Below are 22584 nucleotides of genomic sequence, written 5' to 3'. Positions count from 1 at the left end.
ACCCCCTTAATATTATAAGTAGTATCAATAAATAATATTTTAATAATAGTATATTTATTACCTTAAAGGTTAAATAAGTATTTTAAAAATATTTATAAAAAAGAAGGATTTTTATAAAAAAATCAGAATATTAATAATAATGTGGAAAAATGACTTTTTAAGGAGGGGAAGACATGATTTCAAAAGAAAGATTAAAAAATATATTCATTAATATGGTAAAAGTAGATAGTCCATCTAAAAATGAATACGAAATGGTAAAATGGCTAGTATCATATTTAGATGAAAGAGGTATTAAAGCTAAGATTGATAAAGTAGGAGAAAAATTTGGTGGAAATAGTGGAAATGTAATTGCTTATATAAAAGGTGGTTTAGACTTAGAGCCAGTTTGTTTTCAGGCTCATATGGACCAAGTTAGTCCTTGTTTGGGAGTAAAGCCTATAGAGTGTGGAAATATCATAAAATCAGATGGAAGCACGACATTAGGTGGAGATGATAAAGCTGGAATAGCAGCAGTATTAGAAGCAATAGAGCATATAAAAGAAACAAATACGCCTCATAGGGACATATATTTAATGTTTAGTGTATGTGAAGAAGTAGGCATGTTTGGATGTAAATATTTAGATATTGATGATTTGCCTGTAAAAAATATAGTGATAATAGATTCTGTTGGAGAGCCTGGTGCAATTGCATATAAAGCTCCATCTAAAGAGCATATAGATATAACTTTTTATGGTAAAAAGGCGCATGCAGGTATAGAACCTGAAAAAGGAATAAATGCAATTGTAGTTGCAAGTCATGCTATATCAAATATGAACATAGGAAGAATAGACAGCGAAACAACATCTAATATAGGAGAAATAAAAGGTGGAGGATCCACAAATATAGTAACTGATAGTGTAAGTTTTAATATTGAGATAAGATCTCACTCAATGGAAAAGTTAAAAAAGGAAATAGAAAATATGAAAATTTGTTGTGAAGAAGCTGCTAAAAAGTTTAATACTACATATGAGTTTAAACATGAAAACTCATATCCATCTTTTGAACTTTCAAAGGACAGCTATATTTATAAACTAACAGAAAAGAGTATGCAATTAGCAGGAATAACACCAAATCCTATGATTATAGGAGGTGGAAGTGACGCTAATATATTAGCTGGAAAAGGATATGATTGTGCAATTATAAGTATGGGAGTATATAATCCACATGCATTAAATGAATACTTAAATTTAGATGAATTATATATTACAACAAAAGCTGTAATAAATATGATGACATTAGAGATTTAAATATAAAGGGAGAGGTATTATGGAAAATACAAGAATAGAGAAAAAAAGTTTTTTGATAGAATGCTAGACACCATAGAAAGAGTTGGGAATAAATTACCAGATCCGGTTACAATATTTTTAGGTTTATGTGTAGTCATAATGGTATTATCTGCAATTATAGCATCTAAAGGAGTATCAGTTGAGCATCCTGGAACAGGAGAAACTATAACAGCAGTAAATCTAATGACTGTAGAACAAATTCAAATTTTACTAGGAAGTATAGTTAGTAATTTTCAAGGATTTGCACCATTAGGACTTGTACTTGTTACTATGATAGGAGCTGGTGTTTGTGATAAAACAGGGCTTATGACTTCAACTATAAAAGCTTCTGTTAGTAAAATACCAAAATCAAGAGTGACATTAGTGGTAATGACTATAGGTATGTTGGCTAACTTAGCATCAGATGCAGGAACTATACTATTCCCACCTCTTGCAGCATTAGTTTACCTAGGTATAGGCAGACATCCACTTATAGGATTATTTTCAGGATATGCGGCTGTTTGTTTAGGGTTTGCAGCTAATATAATGATAAGTGTAAATGACATACTTGCAGCGAGCTTTACAGTTCCAGCAGCTCAAATGATTGATGCAAATTTTGACGCAAATGCAACGATGAACTTAATATTTATGATAGTTTCAACATTTGTATTAATAGCACTAGCTACTTGGGTAACTGAAAAAATAATAGCTCCTAGGTTTGGAAAATATGAAGGCAATGCTCAAATAGATGTTGATGGAAGCCTTACAAAAGGAGAGAAAAAAGGCCTTAAATATGCAGGAGTAGCAATACTTATATACATAGCGATAATAGTTGCATTAAGTACAATTGGTGAAAGACCATTCTTAGCAGATCCAGAAACTGGAGACTTACTATCAAAGAATGCTCCTTTAATGCAAGGAATGGTACCAATAATAGCTTTAGCGTTTTTTATACCTGGTGTTGTATATGGTAAAGCCATAGGAAAAATAAAAAGAGATAAAGATGTTGTAGGATTAATGGCAGACTCTATGAGAGATATGGGAGGATATATAATACTTGCTTTTGCAGCATCTCAATTTTTACAATTATTCACTAATAGTAACTTAGGTTTGATATTAGCAGTTAAAGGTGGAGACTTCTTGAAAAATGCAGGAATACAAGGTCCTTTATTATTAATAGGGTTTATATTACTTTCTTGTTTTATAAATTTATTTATAGGTAGTGCATCAGCTAAATGGGCAATACTTGCACCGATTTTTGTACCTATGTTTATGATAGTAGGATATAATCCAGCACTTACTCAAATGGCCTATCGTATAGGAGATTGTATAACAAATCCACTAAGTCCATTGTTCCCATATTTACCTATTATATTAGCATTTACTAAAAAGTATGATGAGGAAGCTGGAATAGGAACTATAATAGCAAATATGATTCCATTCTCAGTCGCATTCTTAGTAGTATGGACTATGTTACTAATAGTATTTATGGTATTTAATTTACCATTAGGTCCAGGAATATATCCTTCTTATAGCTTATAATATAGAGATTAAAATATAAATTAAAGGAAAGAAGGCATGAATTAAGATAATTCATGCCTTTAAATTAAAAAATATTAAAAGGTGGAATTGAGTTATGATATTAATTAAAAATGGAAAAATCTTAACTATGGCAGGAAATACTATTGAAAATGGATGTGTTTTAATAAATGAAGGTAAAATTATAGGAGTATCAAAAGATATAAAAGAAACTGATGAAATGAAAATAATAGATGTAAATGGATCATGGGTTATGCCAGGCCTTATAGATGCACATTGCCATGTAGGTCTATCTCTAGGAGGAGTAGGTTGGGAAGGAGATGATGTAAATGAGCGTATAAATTCAGTAACTCCTTATTTAAGGGGAATAGATAGTATAAATATATTAGATAAAGGATTTGATAGTGCTATAAAAGGTGGAGTAACATCACTTATGACAGGTCCAGGAAGTGCAAATGTATGTGGTGGACAATCTGTATTTATGAAAACTAAAGGAAAGTCATTAGATGATATGATAGTGAAAAATCCAGCAGCTATGAAAGTGGCTTTTGGTGAAAATACGAAAAATGTATATCCTCAGAGATTTACATCACCATCAACAAGAATGGGTACATCAGCTATATTAAGAGAAACTTTATTTGAAGCTAAAAAATATAAAATTAAAAAAGATAAAGCTTTAAAAAATAATGAAGAATTTGATTTAGATTTTAAAAAGGAGCCATGGATAGATGTTTTAGAAAAAAGAATACCACTAAAAGCTCATGCACATAGAGCTGATGACATATTAACTGCAATTAGAATATCTAAAGAATTTGATTTAGATATGACACTAGACCATTGTACAGAAGGTCATTTAATATCACAGTCAGTTAAAAATAGTGGTTTTGATACAATTTTAGGACCTAGCTTTGGAAGTATAACTAAACCAGAAGTTCAAAATAAAACTTTTGCAACTGCAGGAATACTTCATAAAGCTGGATGTAGGGTTGCTATAATGACAGATCATCCAGTAGTACCTATAGAGTATCTTGCATTAAGTGCAGGACTTGCTGTTAAAGCAGGACTTGATTTAGAAGAAGGGTTAAAAGCAATAACAATAAATCCAGCTAAAATATGTAATGTAGATGATAGAGTAGGTAGTATTGAAGTTGGAAAGGATGCAGATATAGCAATATTTACAGGTAATCCTATGGAAACATTTACAGAAACTTTATATACTATAATAGACGGTAAGATAGTTTACTCAAAATTTGATAAATAAAAAAAGGTGTGTAACTAAATAAAATATAAGTTACACACCTTTTTTATTAGAACTTTACATAAATTAATTCTTTTTCGTTATATCTAGCAATTGCATAAAGAACATCAGACAGTCTATTTATATACTTTAGTAAAAGAGGATTAATACTATCAACTTTACTAAGTGTAAGTATTCTTCTTTCAACTCTTCTGCATATAGTTCTAGCAACGTGTAAATTTGCAGATAATACACTAGAACCAGGAACTATAAAAGCATCTATTTTATCAATTTTATCAATATAATTATCGATTATATTTTCTAAATATTTTATGTCATCTTCATTTACAGTATTTTTATAATTTCCTTCTTTTTTAGTAGCAAGCTCTCCCGAAACTGAAAAAAGCTTTAATTGTATCTTTCTTAATATTTTTTTATCTTCTTTATCAGCATGAATTGTACAAAGACCTATATATGAATTTAGTTCATCAAGAGTTCCGTAAGATTCAACTCTTATATCATCCTTATCAACTCTAGTTCCATCATATAGTGATGTCTGACCTTTATCTCCTGTTTTAGTATAAATTTTCAAAGTTTAATCTCCTTATAAGTTATATATTTTTTATAGTTTTTACTATATTACGTTATATATTCAATACATATTTAAATACCCAATTATAATGAAATTAAATAATATGAATTATAAAAAATGTTATAATATTGTAGTGGATATTGAATTAAAAGGAGATTTTATATGAAAGAAGTATCGCTTAGAAGTTGTAATAGTTATGATTATGAAGAAGTAAAGTTACAAATTGATAAGTTAGTAAATGATTTAGGGGGACTTGATAAATATATAAAATATGGCAGCACTGTATTTATAAAATTAAACTTAGTTATAAAGAAAAAGCCAGAGGAAGTGGCAACAACTCATCCGATAGTTTTAAAAGCAATAGCAAATAAGCTTTTAGAGTTAGGGTGTAAGGTAATAGTTGGAGATAGCCCAGGAGGACCTTATACAAAATCATCACTAAAAGGAATATATAAAACCTGTGGTATAGAAGAGGTTTGTAATGAGCTTAATATACAATTGAATTATGATACCTCAGAATTAAAGGTAGAAAATCCAAGTGGTATAGTATTAAAGTATATGACAGTAATAAAACCAATAGTAGATGTAGATTATGTTATAAATTTATGTAAATTAAAAACCCATGCTATGGCAACCTTTACAGGTGGAGTTAAAAATTTATTTGGAGTAATACCAGGTGTACTAAAAGCTGAATATCATTTTAAAATGCCTGAGGTTAGAGATTTCACAGATGCTTTGATAGATATATGTTTATTTGTATCACCAACTATTACTATAATGGATGGGATTATAGGTATGGAAGGAGAAGGTCCAACGTCAGGTACTCCTAGAAAAATAGGAGTTCTACTTGCATCATCTAACCCTTATGCTATAGATGTAATAGCTTGTAAACTTATAAACTTAGAGCCAGGTAGAGTTCCGACAGTTCAAAGATGTATAGAAAGAAAATTTATTAATGAAGATTTTTCTGATATACATGTTATTGGTGAAGAAATTGAGAATAAAATAATTAAAGATTTTAAAATACCGTCAAACAGGAGTATAAGTTTTTTAAGAGGTATTGTACCTAAGAAAATAGAGCTTTTTGTTAATAAAAAATTATCAGGAAAACCTGTTATTAATTTTAAGGATTGTATTAAATGTGGCGAATGTAGTAGAGTATGTCCACCTAAAGTAATTTCTATGAAAGAAAATGGTCCAGTGATAGACTTAGATCATTGTATAAGGTGTTTTTGCTGTCACGAGTTATGTCCTAGAAAAGCTGTAGATTTAAAAAGACCATTTATATTTAAATTTTTAAGATAAACTATATTTGTGTATAATAGAATTATAAGTATTTTAAGTAGGAGAGTTGACATGAGTAAGTATAAAGATTTTGTAGACAAAATAATAAATGAAAGCCCAAAATTTATGATAATTGAAGAAGAAAATGAAAAGTATTTATTATTTGATAGATTCGTAACATCACTTAGCGAAAATGCTATGCCATGGTTATTTAAGGTGTATTTAGATAAGAATTATAATATTTTAAAAGATGATAAATTTACAAATGAAATTAAAGATAAGTATAAAGATATAGATATGAAGCTGATTGATGTAAATGGAAACATATTTTTAAATAAAAATAGTTTAGAAGTTATTCTTAATGAATTGGATTTAAATAATCAAATAGAATATAACAAAGAAAATTTAGATTTAAAATTATTATAATTTAAAAACTAAAAAAGTAGAATATATAAGTTAAAATGACAACTTATATATTCTACTTTTTTAGTTTTTAGCTTCCATAATAGGTTTGTCATCTTCATTGATTAAGCATTCTTTTACAAATATAAAGCCATCTCTAAGATTTTTTTGATGGATGGAACTAACATCAAACTTAAGTAGTTTAAAAGTTAGTTGAAGACAATATCCTATACCAAAAGCAGTTATAAGTGTACCAATTCCAACGAGTCCACCTAATATCCATCCTAGCATTAAAACTGTAACTTCGAGAATTCCTCTTATAATCTTGATAGGTTTGTTAGTAATTTGCATAAGAGTAACCATAAGACCATCTCTAGGACCACACCCCATAGCACATCCTATATAGAGATAGGCACCAATTGCCGATATAAATAAACTTCCTATAATCATAATTATTCCACTTAATAAACTATTACAGTTTGGAATGAAGTTAAGGTATGTTATAAAATCAATAAATAATCCTATAACTATCATATTACTTATAGTTCCAAATCCAATTTTGCAACCTAGAAAATAACTAATTGCTACGACTATGATACCCACAAAAATACTAACTTGACCAATGGTAAATCCGCTTATGTTACTGATTCCTTGATGAAATACATCCCATGGGCTTAACCCTAAGTTAGATTTAATAGCCATTACAGTTCCCATTGCACATAAAAAGAAACCAGATATTAATTTTATAATTAAAATTAAAAGCTTTTTCAATAAACTCATCTCCAATTTTGTATTTAATAAATCAATCAATATTTATTTTATCACTCATATTAGGTAATTACCATTTTTTATAATAAACTATAGATTTAATAAATAAAAATTATTAAATCTATAATCAATATTTATTTTATAAAAATTTTATCCATATGTAATAAATTTAGAACTTTATAATAATATATATTAACAAGTGAATTAAAACAACTCACAATGGCGTGTGTTTCCAATGGAGGAATCACACGCTTATTTTATTTTAAGGGGGGATTTTGATGTATTCAGCAACATCAACAATATGGGTTCTTCTTGGTGCAGTTCTTGTATTCTTTATGCAAGCTGGATTTGCAATGGTAGAAACAGGATTTACAAGAGCTAAGAACTCAGGAAATATTATAATGAAAAATTTAATGGACTTTGCAATAGGTAGTACAATATTTTGGTTTATAGGTTTTGGAATTATATTTGCAGGTAGTAGTTCACTAATAGGTTGAATTGATTTACTTACACAAGGCAGTTATACTGATATATTACCATTAGGTGTACCAAAAGAAGCATTCTTTATATTTCAATGTGTATTCTGTGCAACTGCTGCAACAATAGTATCAGGTGCAATGGCAGAACGTACTAAATTTATATCATATTGTATATATAGTGCAATAATTAGTGCTATTATTTATCCTGTATCAGCCCACTGGATATGGGGTGGTGGATGGTTAGCTCAATTAGGATTTCATGATTTTGCTGGTTCTACTGCTGTTCATATGGTAGGTGGAGTGGCTGCATTAGTTGGAGCTAAAATTCTTGGACCTAGAATAGGCAAATATACAAAGGATGGAGAATCAAGAGCTATACCAGGACATAATATACCTCTAGGTGCATTAGGTGTATTTATATTATGGTTTTGTTGGTTTGGATTTAATGGTTGTTCAACAGTTTGTGCTGAAGGTGATGAAATAATTGTTTCAATGGGTCATATATTTTCAACAACTAACTTAGCTGCTGCAGTAGCTACTGTTACAGTTATGATAATTACATGGGTTAAATATAAAAAACCAGATGTCTCTATGACATTAAATGGATCATTAGCAGGGCTTGTAGCTATAACAGCAGGTTGTGATATGGTTTCTAATGTAGGAGCATTTTTTATAGGATTAATTTCTGGATTTTTAGTTGTATATGGCATTGAATTTATAGATAAGAAATTAAAAATTGATGACCCTGTCGGTGCTATAGGTGTTCACTGTATTTGTGGTTTAAGTGGTACTTTATTAACTGGTTTGTTTTCAACTACTGATGGAGTATTTTATGGATATGGATTTAGTTTCTTTGGAGTACAATTACTAGGAGTAGTTGCTGTTTTTGCTTGGGTTGCAATAACAATGGGTACAGTATTTATCATATTAAAAAATACTATAGGATTACGTGTTAGTGAAAGTGAAGAAATTAGTGGTCTAGATTTACCAGAACATGGTCTTGTAAGTGCGTATTCTGACTTTTCAATGTTACCAGTTTCTTTAATAGAAGATTCTAAAGATATTTATATGCCATCTATAAGTATTCCTACCTTATCACCAGAAGTACAAAAAGAAAAAGTTGAAAAAGAATTAACGTCATCACATAAAATATCTCATATAACAATAATTGCAAATCAAAGCAAGTTTGAAGAATTAAAAGCTGCTATGAACAAAATTTGCATAAGTGGTATGACTGTTACTCAAGTATTAGGATGTGGCGTACAAAATGGTTCTACAGAATATTATCGTGGCTCTAAGATGGAAATACATTTACTTCCTAAAGTACCAGTTGAGAAGGTTGTAGAAACTGCTAAGAAAGTGCTTTATACAGGAGGAATTGGTGATGGTAAGATATTTGTTTATGATGTAGAACATGTAGTTAGAGTTCGTACAGGAGAAGAGGATTATGATGCTCTCCAATATCCTGATGAAAAATGTGAAATGTAAATAATATAGTTAGATTCTATAAAAATATAAAGTTAGGGTATTAATAAAGTATTATTATAAATAAGCATAGGAGAAAATTAATAATGAACAATACAGATAAAGAAATAATAAATCAATATGAAAATTATTTAATAAGAGTAAAAATAGATATAAATAATATATACGATAGTATAAAAAAACTAGATGATATAAAAAAATATGAGTCACTTGTAAAACTAGAATTAGAAAAATTAGAGAAGTTAAGTGAAGAGTATAAATTATATGATAGTAATTATGAAAACTTAATGATAAAAATGGGAAAATTTGCAGTAGGATTAAGAAAAATAGAGAATTTAAATGTAGACTCAGATATTAAGAAAAAATTTATAGAAAAGTTTATAAATTATAATTCAACATTTGAAGACTTACAACGAATAAATATAATGAAAGATGCTTATGTATGGAAGTAAGTATAATAGAAAGAACTAGTCATATAGACTAGTTCTTTCTATTATACTAAATAAAAGGCTTCTAGTATGTAAAACTAACCATACAAATATCCATGTGAATATAAAGGCAGTAGCTAATTCTACAATATCTATCATAGAAAAACTAATACTCATAAGAGTAATATAACATATACTCATAAATACAATATAATTTAAGCTAAATAATAGCGTAACTATTTTTTCATAAAAGCCATTATATAAAGCCTACAAGGTCTTATAATATTATATCCAAAAAACAACTTCTGAAAAAATAGAATATATAGAATAAAGAAGAATTAAAATTGAACATAAACTTATAATATAAGGGACTTTATATATATAACTAATAATACCTGTAACACCTACAAGTATTAGTGCAAAAACAAGTTTTTTAAGTAGATATTTTATTATTATAAATAAAAGAATAACACATATAATTGCAATTATCATTTCCATGATTGACTATTCATCCTTTCTATAATTTATATACATATAATATATATTATCTTCTAAAATATAACAAATAATCAATTTATTACAAATACAAATATAAATAACAACTAAAAGTATAGATATTTTAATAAATTTGAAATGTAATTATCTAAACTAGGGAGGGGAGAATTAGATGTTTTTTATAAGGTATATGATATTTATATTAATAATTTTATTTACTCATCTTATGACGTATAATACTCAGACAATAAGTAGCAATCAATATTTTTATGGTGTTTTTGTATATAAAATATATCTAGGAGATAATATAAAAAAAGATATAGATAAAAAATTTAAAAATAAACTAAACTTATCATTAATATTAACTATATTAATATATATATTAATTGAAACACTACAAATATTAATATAGGATTAAATATATCAATAACTATATTTATATATTTGGCTTTATATTTTATTATTAAAAAGTCATATAAATTAGCAAAGTATGCAAAGGAAAAATATTTATCAGAACTTAATATTGAACAGAGCATAAATAAAAGTAATAAAAAATATATAAAAGAAGATAAATTTATAACAAAATCAAAGAAAAAATTAGAAAAGTTTATAATACTATATAGTATATGCATATGTTTATCGTTATTATCATTTTTATATGTGATAATAAGCTACAATAAATTGCCAGATATAATAATTACTCATTGGGGACCTGGAGGGAGAGCTGATGGATTTTCTTCTAAAAATATAATTAATGTATTTTATATTAACTTTATAGATATAACAATGGTAATATTATTTACACTAATTGGAATAGGTAGCATTTCAAGTGCTGTTTATATAGATTATGAAAATATAGAATTAAACAGGAAAAAGGCAATACGATATATTAATGGCATAGGATACTCATTTTTTATACTTACACTTACTATTCAATCTTTAACTACAACTATTCCAATATTTATGGTTAAACAAAAGAATATACCAATACAGTTAGTTTTTGTTGAATGTATATTACCAATTTTTATTGCAATAGTAATAATTTATTTTTATATAATGTTAGGAAGTATAAAGCCTAAAAGTAAAGGCGTATATACTATAGCAAGTGATGATGAAAATTGGATATATGGATTTATATACTATAATAAAGAGGATCCTAACTTTATGGTGGAAAAAAGATTAGGAGCAGGGTGGAATGTTAATATGGCACACCCTTTAGGTAAGTTTTTTACGATATTGACAATACTCATACTTATAGGAAGTTTTTCAGTATGTTTTATATAATAAACAGGTGATATATTCGGAGGTAAATATGATAAATTTAAAATACAATGGACATGCAAATATGTCATTAACTAAAAATAATGTAACTATATTGCTAGATCCATTTTTTACTGATAATCCACTAAATAAAACAAATCCAAATGAAGTAGAATGTGATTACATATTAGTATCTCATGCACATTTTGATCATATAGGAGATGCAATAGATATAGCGAAAAGAACTGGAGCTACTATAATATCAACAGCAGAAATAGCTAATTTGGTAGATAGTAAGGGATGTAAGTCTCATGGAATGAATATTGGTGGAAAATGTAAATTTGATTTTGGATTTGTGAAAGTAACTCAAGCAATACATAGTTCAGGGATAGAAGGTGGACTTGCTTGTGGATTTGTAATAAATTTCTTTAACAAAATCATATATTTTGCAGGTGATACTGCATTATTTGGTGATATGGAACTTATAGGTCGTATGAATAAAATAGACTATGCTTTATTACCTATAGGAGATAATTTTACTATGGGTCCAGAGGAAGCCTTAGAAGCTGTAAAAATGATAAAACCTAAGGTAGCTATACCTATACATTACAATACATGGGAGCCAATATCACAATCACCAGAAGATTTCAAAGGAGAAGTTGAAAAATGCTGTGATACAAAAGTTTTAGTTGTAAACTTTAATGAGAGTATAGAGATATAAATATAAAATAGGAAAGGTAGATAACTAAACAAAATTTAATATCCACCTTTCTTATTATTAATTAAGAAATTCTTTCTATATAATTACAGTTTACATTTATATGATTTAAAAACATTAATAGTCTCTCATAAAGAGGATGTGTACTATCTCCATAAGTACTATCTAAATGCTCTCCAATTTCTTTAACTGTATTTTTACCATCAATTTGTAAAAATACAAAACTACTAAATTTATCTAATGTGACTTCTTTATACATTGGAATTTTAAAATGAAGTCTTCTAAAAAAATTTTGAATTTTGTGATCTTGTTTTTCAAGTATAGTAACAATGTTACTTTCATTAACCTTGTACTCTATCGTATTAGAAACCTTAAATACAATATTTAAAATATCATTATTATTCATGTTTATTCACCTTCGATGTAACAATAGGTATAGAAGTACAAATTATTAAAAGAATTAGTAATATAGCAGCCATTGTATTACTAGCAAAGAATCCTGATGGACCAATTCCTTTTATAACTCCAGAAACTTGAAGTATTATACCTAAAAGTCCTACTATAGAACCACCAGCCACAAGTCCAGAAGATAAACTTATTCCATTTGATACTTTAGATTCTTTTTCTTCTTCAGTTTTACATGATAATTCTATAAAATAACGAACTAATGCACCAACTAAGATTATTGAAGTTGTAGCTATTGGTAAATAAAAACCTATAGCTATAGTCATTATAGGTAGGTTTAACATGAATAAAACTAATCCTATAACAACACCAACTATTATCATAACCCAAGGGAGCTGTCCAGACATTATACCAGAAGTCAAAGTCGACATTAAGTTAGCTTGAGGTAGTGCAAATGGAGGATTATCACCAGTTATTACAAGTTGATTTGCAAGTACTAAAATAGTACCAACAACAACTGTTACACCAACTATACCTGCTAATGAGAAATATCTTTGCATTTCATTTTTATTTCCGCCCATAATGTAAGTCACTTTTTGAGACTGAGAATAACCTCCTGCTATAGCTATGGAAACAACTATAAAATTAGCAAATAGTAGTAGTGATTTATTAGATGCTATATCAGTCCATCCAAGAACTACAAATACTAATGTTATTATAACTAAAGATGCTATAGTCATACCAGAAACAGGAAGATTAGACGTACCTATAGTACCAGTTAAACGACCTGCAACTATAACAAACAATAAAGATAAGAATAAAGCAACTACAACCCCAACTATTGCCATAGTAATATTACGTGACATAAAGAATGAGATAATAGCTAAAATTATAATACCACCCAGTAAAATTATAGTTCCTTGAGATGAACTACTATCATTATCCGAAGATTTAGCACTTAGAGTTTCTTGTATAGAAGCTACTATAGTTGGTATAAGTCTAACAGCACCTATTATACCACCACAAAGCATCATACCAGCACCGATATATTTAACATAACTACTAGCAATATTATTAACTTGCATTGCATATATAGCAGTTCCGGGATCATTCCATACTATGGCATCAATACCAGCTAATTCAGCAAAGTAGCCTATTAAAGGTAATATACCAAAATTAGATAAAATAGACCCTGCAAACATAGTAAGTGATACATCTATACCAACTATAAACCCTATTCCTAATAGTAAAGGATTGACCTCAAGTTCAAATTTCCATTTATAGAAGGTTTCATTTACAAAGCTTATTACATTATTAGTTATATTTAAGAATGATCCTGTTAAGACTGTTATTATACCACTTATTCCAAAACCTATTCCCATATATTTCATTGAATCTCCAGCACCTTCTGAAGCAACAAGCGTTTCAGAAATTGCCATTGATTCTGGATACATTAAGTTACCATGTTCTTCAACTATTAAATAGTTATGAACTAAAGAAGCAACTCCAACTCCAAATAAAACACCGCCAACACCAGTTAAAAATCCTTCTAAGAAAGTAACATTAGCACCGATTAAAAGTACAGCTGGTAATACAAATATCATACCACTAGCAACAGATTCGCCACCACTTGCCATACCTTGTACAATATTTTTACCAAGTAATCCTTTTTGCTTAGCAAAGGCAGCTATAAAAGCAGAACCTATTATAGAACCAGGTATACCTGCAGCGACTGTAAGACCAGATTTCATACCAGAATAAGCAGTTGAAGCAGCAAATAAAACAGATAAGACTAGTCCTATTATAATTACTGCAATATTTGCACCTGGTTTAGAGTTATCACTTATGTATGGAACATAGTCTTTTCCATGGACACCACCATATGCGTCTTTAGATAATTTTTTACTCATTCATATTGACCTCCTAGATGTTTATAAATTTTTAATTTCATAAATATATTATTTATATATTTATAGAAATAATACATTTGAACTTTATAAGAAATAGGATTTTATGATATTATATAAAAATATAATAATTAAGGAGAGAATAACTATGAAGTGCAGACCTAATTGTGGAGCATGTTGCATAGCTCCATCTATATCATCTCCTATACCGGGAATGGAAAAAGGAAAACCATCAGGAGTAAGATGTATTCAACTAGATGAAAATAACATGTGTATGATATTTAAAGATCCTAAAAGGCCAAAAGTATGTGGAAAACTTGAGCCCTGTGAAGAAATGTGTAAAAATAATAGGGATGAAGCGATAAGGTATTTAATAGAACTTGAAGAAGCTACGAATCCTAATAAATAAAAATTAATAGCCTAAATAAATAATCTATTATTTATTTAGGCTATTAATTTTTATAAATATTTACCTTTAAATCCACCTCCTCTTACCTCATTAACATCATTTATACAGACTAAGGATTTATCATCAATGGAATAAACTAAATCCTTAAACCTTGCTATTTCACTAGACTTAACAATACAATAAAGTATTTTTTTCTTGTGGTGAGTATAAGCACCTTCTGCTTCTAAATAAGTTACACCCCTACCTAATTTAACCATTATATTTTCAGCTATTTTTTTATCAAAATCAGTAACAACAATTATTGATTTTTGACTATTAAAGGAATCTTTAACAATATCCATTACATGAGAAGTCAAATACATTGCTATTAAGGTATATAAAGCAGGTTTAAACCCAAATAATATTCCACCTAAACTTACTACAAAAAAATTAACAGACAAAAATGTATTTTTCATTTCTATGTTAAATTGTCTTTTGCCACATGCAGCAACTATATCTAAACCACCAACACATGCTTGAGATTTAAATATAATACCTACACCAGCTCCATTTAGTATTCCACCATAAATACATTGAATCATAGGATCATTTAAATTTATGTACTTATATAAGTCTTGAGTTATACCTAATGCAAAAGAAAATAGAAACATATTTATAAAGCTAAAAATTAGGAATTTTTTATCAAGATACTTTATACCTACTAAAAATATAGGTATATTAATTAGAAAGGTACAAATACCTTGGTTGAATCCAAAGACTTGATTTAGTATTACACTTATACCTGCAACACCACCACTTAAGAGTTTTGCAGGCGTTAAAAAAGCATTAATACCTATTGCTGATAAGAATATACCAAAAAACATTAATAAAAATCTAATTAAATTATCATATTTGTTTTTTAGACTTATGAATTTATCTACCATATAATATGACTCTCCCTTATAAATAAACTTAAGTATATAGTACATAATATTAAATATTCATAAGTTATATGATTCAAGATTATTGTAGGAATAATCTTTCTTATTTTAGTGAGTACTAAAACTAAAATAAGAAAAAATAAGCGTTATTAGATTAAAATCAAAATGACGCTTATTTTTTATAAATTATAACTATGAGATATGGTATTTATTAGGTTTAATAGAGGAGTTTCTTTGAGACTTATTATTCATATGACTATAGATATATATAGCTATACTAGTCGAGAATATGGATATAACTGCTGAACACAATATAGACATTTTAGCAATATTTATAAGAGCTGCATCTCTTATAAAAGCAACTTCAGAAACGAAAATAGCCATTGTAAATCCTATACCAGCTATTAAAGAAACTAAGAAAATGGAGCTCCAGCTTATATAAGTTGGTTTTTCTGTGATTTTTAATAAACAAGATATGTAGGAAAATAGCATAATTCCAAGTGGTTTACCAATACAAAGTCCTAAAATTATACCTAATGATAGTGTTGGTGCATGAGAAAAAGTTAGATCATATGAAAGAGATACACCAGTATTAGCAAATGCAAATAAAGGAATAATTAATAAACTATTTATTGGAACTAAGAATTTTTGTAATCTTTCCAAGGTACTTACATTTCTTATATTTGGTTTAGATGGAACTGCAATTGCAAGTAATATACCACTAATAGTAGAATGAACTCCGCTTAAATGAATAAAATACCAAAGGCAGGCTCCACCTATAAGATAATATGTAACACTTTCTACATTAAAAATTTTGTTTGCAATACAAAGTGTAATTAGTATTAAAAGTCCAATAATTAAGTAAAATAAGTCTATATCTAAAGAGTAGATTAATCCAATAGCAGCAATAGAAATTAAGTCATCTACCACAGCTAAAGATAATAAAAAAATCTTAAGTGAAGGATTTAATTTATTTCTAAATAATAAAAATAGGCCAATAGCAAAAGCTATATCAGTAGATATAGGTATGCAAATACCATTTATTAAAGGTGTATTTTTATTAAAAATGAAATATATCAATGCCGGAACAGTAACTCCTCCAATTGATGCAATAATAGGGAAAGAAGCTTTTTTTAAAGAGGATAAATTACCATATAATATTTCATGCTTAATTTCAAGTCCTGCTACTAGAAAAAATATAGCCATTAAGAAATCATTTATAAACATATGTAATGAAAAGTTTGGAGTTATATAAATTCTATTGAATACATGCTTATAAATGCCTCTAAGAGGGCTATTATAAATAAATAGGGCCAATAAAGTTGAAAATATAAGTAGTAGACTTGTTGCCAGTTCTAACTTAACTGGCTTTTTATATGTTCTAAATAAACGCAAAAAATCACCTGCTAACTAAAATAATATACTTAATGAAATTTATGATTATAAAGGTGTAAATATGAGGATTTTACAAATAATTTAAATATACTAGATTATAAAAAAGAGGTGTAAATATGAGAACTCGTAAAGTTAAAGAGCCTGTGGTTGCTATTACCAAAGCGCTTACTGAAAGTAAATCATTGGAGAAAGCTTTAGATATGTTACCTATAGATAAGGTAATAGAAAAAGGAGATACAGTTATAATAACACCTAACTGGGTGAATGATAAAAAACCAAATACAGGATCTGTAGTAGGACCTAAAACATTAAAAACTTTAATTAGATATGTAAAATCAAAAGAAGTAGATAAAATTTATATTGCAACGGGATCAGGTGGAGCTAAAACACCAGATATAATGATACAAACGGGATATGATAAAATAATTTCATAAGAAGGCGTAGATTTTATAGACTTAAATTATGGACCTTATATAGATTTAAGATTAGACCATGAAATAATTAAATCCACTCCAATTAATAAAATACTAGAAGAAGCAGATGTAATAATATCTTTTACACAGCTAAAAGTTCATGAAGAGGCTACAGTAACAGCTAGTATTAAAAATATTGCAATGGGATGGCCTCCAGCAGAGATTCATGGATATCCTAAAAAGAATACAGGCATACATGAAGACTTACATGGATTTATAAGAGCATTTGCGAAAAAAGTACCTATAGATTTATCTATAGTAAGTTGTGATAAAGCTATGATAGGTACAGGTCCTTCAAGTGGAAAAGCAATAGATACACCAGGACTCATAATTGCAAGTACAGATCCCGTTGCAGCAGACGCAGTAGGTGCTAGATTGTTAGGATTTTTACCTCAAGCTGTTGCATATATTTACGGTCTTTATAAAGATAAAGTTGGAGAAGCAGATATATATATAATGGATATAAAAGGATTAGATATACAAGAAGCTGAAAAAATATTTAGCAAGGCAGCATACAATGAAAAAGATGCAGTGCTTGATAAAGATAAAGTTAAAGATATTCATGGAGAATAATATAGATTAAGAGTAAAATAAAGACTTATGATTATTAATATTTTCATAAGTCTTTTATTTTTTAGGTATTTTTCTTCTTTTAACCTTTCTACGGATTTTTTTATAATTACGTTTTGAAGGAGTTTTTGATTTACATCTATCGAAATCAAAAACATCTTCAACTTCTATATTAGTATCTTCTGAATTACCTTCTTCAAATTGAGACTTACAAAATATACGAGTTTCAGAAGATAAACCAATTTGCTCACCTAGAACCACCAAAAAGAGCCAAGCAATCCTAAAATTTCATCATCTTCGATTTCTTCTGAAATTATAGAAGCATATATAGTTGCTAAGAAATTGATTTGATTTGATAGATTGTTACAGTATTTATTTATATTATAATAGTTACACTTAGATTTGGAATTATTGTTTTTAGGCATAGTTCCTCCGATATTTCATAATAAATGAACTTAATTAATGTTATGAATTTTTATTTATAAAAATAACTCTATTGAGTTTATAAATGAAATATTATATAATAGATTGAAAACTTAATTAGACAGTTCGTAAACCTCCTGTCTTTAAACAAAACTACGGTAAATTGCATTTTTAAAAATATTCTAATTGTATGTAAACCGTGGATTTCCACGGTTTTTTTATGAAATAATAAAATAAAAAGACTTTATATATAAGTTAGCTATTAGGAGGAAAATATGAAAAATAATACTAAAAGAATAGCTACAACTGCAGTAGTTGCAGCTTTATACGCAGCATTAACATTAGCATTACCAATTTTAAGTTATGGACCAGTACAATTTAGGATATCAGAAGTAATGACGCTATTACCGTTAATAGGTAAAGAATATATATTAGGACTTACATTAGGATGCTTTTTAGCTAATATATTAGGACCATATGGTGTTCCTGATATAATATTTGGTACATTAGCTACATTTATAAGTGCATACTTAGTGTACTTAACAGGAAAATACATGAGAGATAAAAAAAGTACAGTACTTGTTGCATCTTTATGGCCTGTTGTTGTAAATGCTATAATAGTTGGAATACAGCTAAACGTGTTTTTTGGATATCCATTATTTTTATCTATGTTAGAAGTTGGACTTGGACAATTTGTTGTAGTAACTATAGTAGGTGTTATTTTATTCAAAGTTGTTAATAATAAATATGGAAAATATTTAAAGAATATGTTTTAATTGATATATTAGATAAAAACCGTAAGGAGAAGTACAATGGAAAAGATAACTAAAAGTGCAAAGATAATAGGAATAGGGAATGAAGGAATTTCCAACCTAGAGTCTATATATAATGTAGTTAAAGAAAATGTGGATACTGAAAAAATAAATATCAATCAAGATGTAGATAAAGAATATGTTAGAGAATTGCTTGATGGAGTTGATATACTTTTATTAACTTACTCTACACAAGATAAAAGAGCAGTAGACATAGTAAAAGCAATAGCTTTTATGGCAGGAGAAAGAAGAGTATTATCAATAGGTCTTAACTCATCAGATAAAGAACATAAAGAAGAACTAGGATTAAATCAAGAATTCATGATAAGTCAATATAATACTACAAAAATAATGAATATAATAAATATGATGATAGAGGCAGTAAGTGATGATTGTGCTATAAGCATAGACTTAACCGACTTAAAAGAGCTTTTTGCTAGTGAAGGTGGAGTAAGATATAATTTTGAAAACTTTACTAGAGAAAATAGTCCTAGTGAAATAGCAGATAAACTTTTAAGCGAGATGAAAGAAGCAGGTAGCGATTTTATAGAGAAAAAAGGAGTAATGCTTGTAGAAATGGATAAAAGTGAAGATGCAATAGTGTTACTATATGACATATTAACTTGTATTCAAGAAAAATCAGCATCAACATATGATATAATATTCTCATTGTATATGAATGAAAATTGCAACAACCAAATTAAGTTTGGATTAATTTATAACTAATATATTATATAATATAATTGATCTGTTTTAAAATAAACTTTGTTTAAAAGGTATTTTGAGGCAGGTCTTTTTTTATGTTATTATATAATTATGTGAAAGGATTAAATTATGGAAATTATAACAGTAGTTGGTGCAGGAGGAAAAACATCATTTATAAAACTTTTAGCCCAAAAACATAGAAAATCACTTAGGGTACTGTCAACTACAACTACTAAGATTTATTTGCCTCAAAAAGAAAGCTATGATAAGTTAATTATGAAAAAAAGTGATGATGAATTTAAATTTTTAAAAGATTTTGGAGTTACATTAGCTGGAAGATATATAAATGAGGAAAATAAAGTAGTCGGTTTAAATTTTAAAGAAATAGAAGAAATAGAAGTAAACTTTGACTTAATTCTTATAGAGGGTGATGGTTCTAAAAAAAAGAAGCTAAAAGGATGGAGAGATAATGAACCAGTGATATATCCTAAGAGTAATAAAGTTATAGGTATAGTAGACATAACATCATATGATATGGATATAAATATGGAAAATATACATAATCTAAGTAGATTTATAGAAATAAGTAAATGCAAAGAAGAAAAAGTAAATCTTATACACTTAAAAAATATGATATTAAATGAAAATGGATTATTTAAAAATTCAGTAGGTGAAAAAATTTTATTTATAAATAAAGTTGAGAATGAAAGGTATAAATGTTTAACAAAAGAACTTATCAAACTTATTAAAAAAGAAAATAAATATATAAAAATATTATATGGAAGTGTAAAAGAAAACATTATAATGGAAGGTTAGGACAAATGGTAAATGCAATAGTAATGGCATCTGGTCTTTCGAAAAGGATGGGAGAAAATAAGCTATTATTAAAATACAAAGATATCCCATTAGTAGAGCATATACTAAGAGAAATTAAAAAATGTGATTTTAATGAAGTGATTTTAGTAAGTCAATATGAAGAAATTTTACAATTAGGAAAAAGATATAATTTTAAAATTGTAAAAAATGAAAACTCACATGTTGGGCAAAGTGAGTCTATTAAGTTAGGTATAAATAATAGTTCTGATTGTGATGGGTATATGTTTTTCGTAGGTGATCAACCTAAATTAAAAAGTGAGCATATAAATACTATTATGAATACATTTAAACATAATAAAGATTATATTATAATACCTAAATCAAATAACAAATGTGGAAATCCTGTCATTTTTCCTTATAAAATTAAAGAAGAGTTACTTTTATTAAAACATGATGAAAAGGGTAAAAAAGTAATAAATAACAATTCATCTATTTTATATGTAAATATAGATGAAGATATATTGTTTGACATAGACACAAAATCTGATTATGACAAATTAAGAGGAGAGTAAAGTATGAAGCAAATAAAAACAGTTGATGCAGTAGGTCAAGTTTTATGCCAGGATATAACTCAAATTTTACCAGGTGAGTTCAAAGGTAGAAAATTTAAAAAAGGACATGTTGTAAGAGAAGAAGATATACCTGTATTATTATCGTTAGGGAAAGATAATTTGTATATATGGGAAAAACAGGAAGGTATGATTCATGAAAATGATGCAGCCTTATATCTAAAAGAAATATCAGCTGGAGAAAATCTAGAATTTAGCGAAATAAAAGAGGGTAAAATAAACTTTATATCAAAAATAGATGGATTATTAAAAATAGATGTAGAAAGTTTATTTAAGTTAAACTCTATAGATGATATAATGATGGCTACACTACATAATAATTTTGAAGTTAAAAAAGGAACTAAGGTAGCAGGTACAAGAGTGATACCGTTGTTAATAGAAGAAGAAAAGTTAGAAAAAGCAAAAGAAGTTTTAGGTGGTAAAAATATAGTAAACGTACTTCCTTTTAAAGCTAAAAAAGTAGGTATAGTAACAACTGGGAATGAAATTTATCATAAGAGAATAGTAGATAAATTTGGTCCAGTTATAATAGATAAAGTAGGAAAGTATAATTGTGAAATAATGGGGCAAGTAATATGTCCTGATGATAAAGAAATGATAAAAGAAGCTATAATGAACTTTATAAATGATGGAGCAGAACTTATATGTTGTACAGGAGGAATGAGTGTAGATCCAGATGATGTAACTCCTACAGCTATAAAAGAATGTGGTGGAGATTTAGTAACTTATGGTTCACCTATACTTCCTGGAGCTATGTTTTTACTTGCTTATTATGGAGAAGTTCCGATAATGGGAATACCAGGATGTGCAATGTATAATAAAACAACTGTATTTGATGTAATACTTCCACGATTATTAGTAAATGAAAGGTTAACTAAAAGTGATATAGCAGCATATGGACATGGTGGTCTATGTATGCAATGTGATACATGTACATATCCAGCTTGTAACTTTGCAAAAATATAAAAAATAGTTGCAATAAATTCCTATTGTGTATATAATAAATAAAAAATAGAAAAATTCCCTTGAAGGGGAGTAGCTTTCACAAATATAGTGATAATCAATCGTCATTTCGGAGTAAAATCCCGGTTGATTAGCAAGTAAATAAGCTTGTTAGCAAGACCTTCAG

The 22584-nt window shown here is 27.8% G+C and carries 24 protein-coding genes and 2 pseudogenes; 18 read left to right on the top strand and 8 right to left on the bottom strand.

Features of this window, described 5'->3' with window-relative positions; translation table 11 throughout:
• The first annotated feature begins 173 nt into the window (after nt 1-173).
• The 3 genes from EIH23_RS12210 to EIH23_RS12200 all read left to right on the top strand — a co-directional run bounded on the left by EIH23_RS12210 (nt 174) and on the right by EIH23_RS12200 (nt 4104).
• Nucleotides 174-1286 (top strand): M20/M25/M40 family metallo-hydrolase, encoded by a 1113-nt coding sequence (locus tag EIH23_RS12210; RefSeq protein ID WP_122640563.1) that lies wholly within the window; start codon nt 174-176, stop codon nt 1284-1286.
• A 60-nt stretch (nt 1287-1346) separates the two neighbouring features.
• Nucleotides 1347-2846 carry an AbgT family transporter gene (locus EIH23_RS12205; protein ID WP_122640562.1) on the top strand — a complete coding sequence of 500 codons (1500 nt, stop codon included), beginning with the start codon at nt 1347-1349 and terminating at the stop codon, nt 2844-2846.
• Between the two features lie 94 nt (nt 2847-2940).
• Nucleotides 2941-4104, top strand: a complete 1164-nt coding sequence (locus EIH23_RS12200; RefSeq protein ID WP_122640561.1) for an amidohydrolase — start codon at nt 2941-2943, stop codon at nt 4102-4104.
• A 46-nt stretch (nt 4105-4150) separates the two neighbouring features.
• On the opposite strand, the gene EIH23_RS12195 is transcribed toward EIH23_RS12200, so the two are convergent.
• Nucleotides 4151-4672: a cob(I)yrinic acid a,c-diamide adenosyltransferase gene (locus EIH23_RS12195; RefSeq protein ID WP_122640560.1), complete on the bottom strand. Its 522-nt coding sequence runs from the start codon at nt 4670-4672 to the stop codon at nt 4151-4153.
• Nucleotides 4673-4834: 162 nt separating this feature from the next.
• Here EIH23_RS12195 and EIH23_RS12190 point away from each other — a divergent pair, with 162 nt between their 5' ends.
• Together EIH23_RS12190 and EIH23_RS12185 are read left to right on the top strand one after the other, a co-directional pair.
• Nucleotides 4835-5977: a DUF362 domain-containing protein gene (locus EIH23_RS12190; protein ID WP_122640559.1), complete on the top strand. Its 1143-nt coding sequence runs from the start codon at nt 4835-4837 to the stop codon at nt 5975-5977.
• A gap of 51 nt (nt 5978-6028) precedes the next feature.
• Nucleotides 6029-6382 carry a hypothetical protein gene (locus tag EIH23_RS12185; protein WP_122640558.1) on the top strand — a complete coding sequence of 118 codons (354 nt, stop codon included), beginning with the start codon at nt 6029-6031 and terminating at the stop codon, nt 6380-6382.
• Nucleotides 6383-6442: 60 nt separating this feature from the next.
• Here the strand turns inward: EIH23_RS12185 and EIH23_RS12180 are convergent, their stop codons facing one another.
• Nucleotides 6443-7138: a YczE/YyaS/YitT family protein gene (locus EIH23_RS12180; protein ID WP_442970297.1), complete on the bottom strand. Its 696-nt coding sequence runs from the start codon at nt 7136-7138 to the stop codon at nt 6443-6445.
• Between the two features lie 266 nt (nt 7139-7404).
• Here EIH23_RS12180 and EIH23_RS16775 point away from each other — a divergent pair.
• The 6 genes and pseudogenes from EIH23_RS16775 to EIH23_RS12155 all read left to right on the top strand — a co-directional run.
• A pseudogene (locus EIH23_RS16775) lies at nt 7405-8598 on the top strand (ammonium transporter); the annotation flags it as partial.
• Between the two features lie 33 nt (nt 8599-8631).
• Nucleotides 8632-9093 (top strand): P-II family nitrogen regulator, encoded by a 462-nt coding sequence (locus EIH23_RS16990; protein ID WP_330566285.1) that lies wholly within the window; start codon nt 8632-8634, stop codon nt 9091-9093.
• 83 nt (nt 9094-9176) lie between these two features.
• Complete coding sequence (locus EIH23_RS12170; RefSeq protein ID WP_122640556.1) at nt 9177-9542, top strand: hypothetical protein; 366 nt, start codon at nt 9177-9179, stop codon at nt 9540-9542.
• Between the two features lie 643 nt (nt 9543-10185).
• On the top strand, nt 10186-10425 hold the full coding sequence (locus EIH23_RS12165; RefSeq protein WP_122640554.1) for a hypothetical protein: 240 nt from the start codon (nt 10186-10188) through the stop codon (nt 10423-10425).
• A 32-nt stretch (nt 10426-10457) separates the two neighbouring features.
• Nucleotides 10458-11297 (top strand): DUF1648 domain-containing protein, encoded by an 840-nt coding sequence (locus tag EIH23_RS12160; RefSeq protein WP_164489070.1) that lies wholly within the window; start codon nt 10458-10460, stop codon nt 11295-11297.
• 28 nt (nt 11298-11325) lie between these two features.
• Nucleotides 11326-11994, top strand: coding sequence for a metal-dependent hydrolase (locus EIH23_RS12155; protein ID WP_122640552.1), 669 nt, complete (start codon nt 11326-11328; stop codon nt 11992-11994).
• Nucleotides 11995-12055: 61 nt separating this feature from the next.
• Here EIH23_RS12155 and EIH23_RS12150 read toward each other — a convergent pair whose 3' ends face one another.
• Nucleotides 12056-12397 (bottom strand): PqqD family peptide modification chaperone, encoded by a 342-nt coding sequence (locus tag EIH23_RS12150; RefSeq protein ID WP_122640551.1) that lies wholly within the window; start codon nt 12395-12397, stop codon nt 12056-12058.
• Complete coding sequence (locus EIH23_RS12145; RefSeq protein WP_122640550.1) at nt 12390-14306, bottom strand: OPT family oligopeptide transporter; 1917 nt, start codon at nt 14304-14306, stop codon at nt 12390-12392. Before EIH23_RS12145 ends, EIH23_RS12150 begins: the two co-directional genes overlap by 8 nt.
• A gap of 145 nt (nt 14307-14451) precedes the next feature.
• On the opposite strand from EIH23_RS12145, the gene EIH23_RS12140 reads away from it, so the two are divergent.
• Nucleotides 14452-14712 (top strand): YkgJ family cysteine cluster protein, encoded by a 261-nt coding sequence (locus EIH23_RS12140; protein ID WP_122640549.1) that lies wholly within the window; start codon nt 14452-14454, stop codon nt 14710-14712.
• 50 nt (nt 14713-14762) lie between these two features.
• Here the strand turns inward: EIH23_RS12140 and EIH23_RS12135 are convergent, their stop codons facing one another.
• The gene (locus EIH23_RS12135; RefSeq protein WP_122640548.1) at nt 14763-15635 is read right to left on the bottom strand and encodes a YitT family protein; all 873 of its coding nucleotides are present in this window, start codon (nt 15633-15635) and stop codon (nt 14763-14765) included.
• Between the two features lie 189 nt (nt 15636-15824).
• The gene (nhaA, locus tag EIH23_RS12130; protein ID WP_122640547.1) at nt 15825-17027 is read right to left on the bottom strand and encodes a Na+/H+ antiporter NhaA; all 1203 of its coding nucleotides are present in this window, start codon (nt 17025-17027) and stop codon (nt 15825-15827) included.
• A 116-nt stretch (nt 17028-17143) separates the two neighbouring features.
• On the opposite strand from nhaA, the pseudogene EIH23_RS12125 reads away from it, so the two are divergent.
• Nucleotides 17144-18073: pseudogene (locus EIH23_RS12125) on the top strand (DUF362 domain-containing protein).
• 54 nt (nt 18074-18127) lie between these two features.
• Here EIH23_RS12125 and EIH23_RS12120 read toward each other — a convergent pair.
• Both EIH23_RS12120 and EIH23_RS16375 read right to left on the bottom strand, forming a co-directional pair.
• The gene (locus EIH23_RS12120; RefSeq protein WP_124097570.1) at nt 18128-18334 is read right to left on the bottom strand and encodes a hypothetical protein; all 207 of its coding nucleotides are present in this window, start codon (nt 18332-18334) and stop codon (nt 18128-18130) included.
• Nucleotides 18322-18495: a hypothetical protein gene (locus EIH23_RS16375; protein WP_164489069.1), complete on the bottom strand. Its 174-nt coding sequence runs from the start codon at nt 18493-18495 to the stop codon at nt 18322-18324. The genes EIH23_RS12120 and EIH23_RS16375 overlap by 13 nt, the downstream gene beginning before the upstream one ends.
• Before the next feature lie 273 nt (nt 18496-18768).
• Between EIH23_RS16375 and EIH23_RS12115 the strand changes: the two genes are divergently transcribed.
• The 5 genes from EIH23_RS12115 to EIH23_RS16445 all read left to right on the top strand — a co-directional run bounded on the left by EIH23_RS12115 (nt 18769) and on the right by EIH23_RS16445 (nt 22421).
• A complete protein-coding gene (locus EIH23_RS12115) occupies nt 18769-19269 on the top strand; it encodes a QueT transporter family protein (RefSeq protein ID WP_122640545.1) in 501 nt (166 codons plus the stop codon).
• Between the two features lie 36 nt (nt 19270-19305).
• A complete protein-coding gene (locus EIH23_RS12110) occupies nt 19306-20031 on the top strand; it encodes a cell division protein (protein WP_122640544.1) in 726 nt (241 codons plus the stop codon).
• Between the two features lie 108 nt (nt 20032-20139).
• A complete protein-coding gene (gene yqeC, locus EIH23_RS12105; protein ID WP_122640543.1) occupies nt 20140-20826 on the top strand; it encodes a selenium cofactor biosynthesis protein YqeC in 687 nt (228 codons plus the stop codon).
• Between the two features lie 5 nt (nt 20827-20831).
• Complete coding sequence (gene mocA, locus EIH23_RS16450) at nt 20832-21398, top strand: molybdenum cofactor cytidylyltransferase (protein WP_195251016.1); 567 nt, start codon at nt 20832-20834, stop codon at nt 21396-21398.
• A gap of 3 nt (nt 21399-21401) precedes the next feature.
• On the top strand, nt 21402-22421 hold the full coding sequence (locus tag EIH23_RS16445; protein WP_206425658.1) for a molybdopterin-binding protein: 1020 nt from the start codon (nt 21402-21404) through the stop codon (nt 22419-22421).
• Nucleotides 22422-22584: the final 163 nt, after the last annotated feature.

It is taken from the genome of Romboutsia sp. Marseille-P6047, from assembly GCF_900604535.1.
Taxonomy (GTDB): Bacteria; Bacillota; Clostridia; order Peptostreptococcales; family Peptostreptococcaceae; genus Romboutsia_E.
Note: the sequence above shows the minus strand (reverse complement) of the source record. Positions and strands in the feature narration are given on the sequence as shown.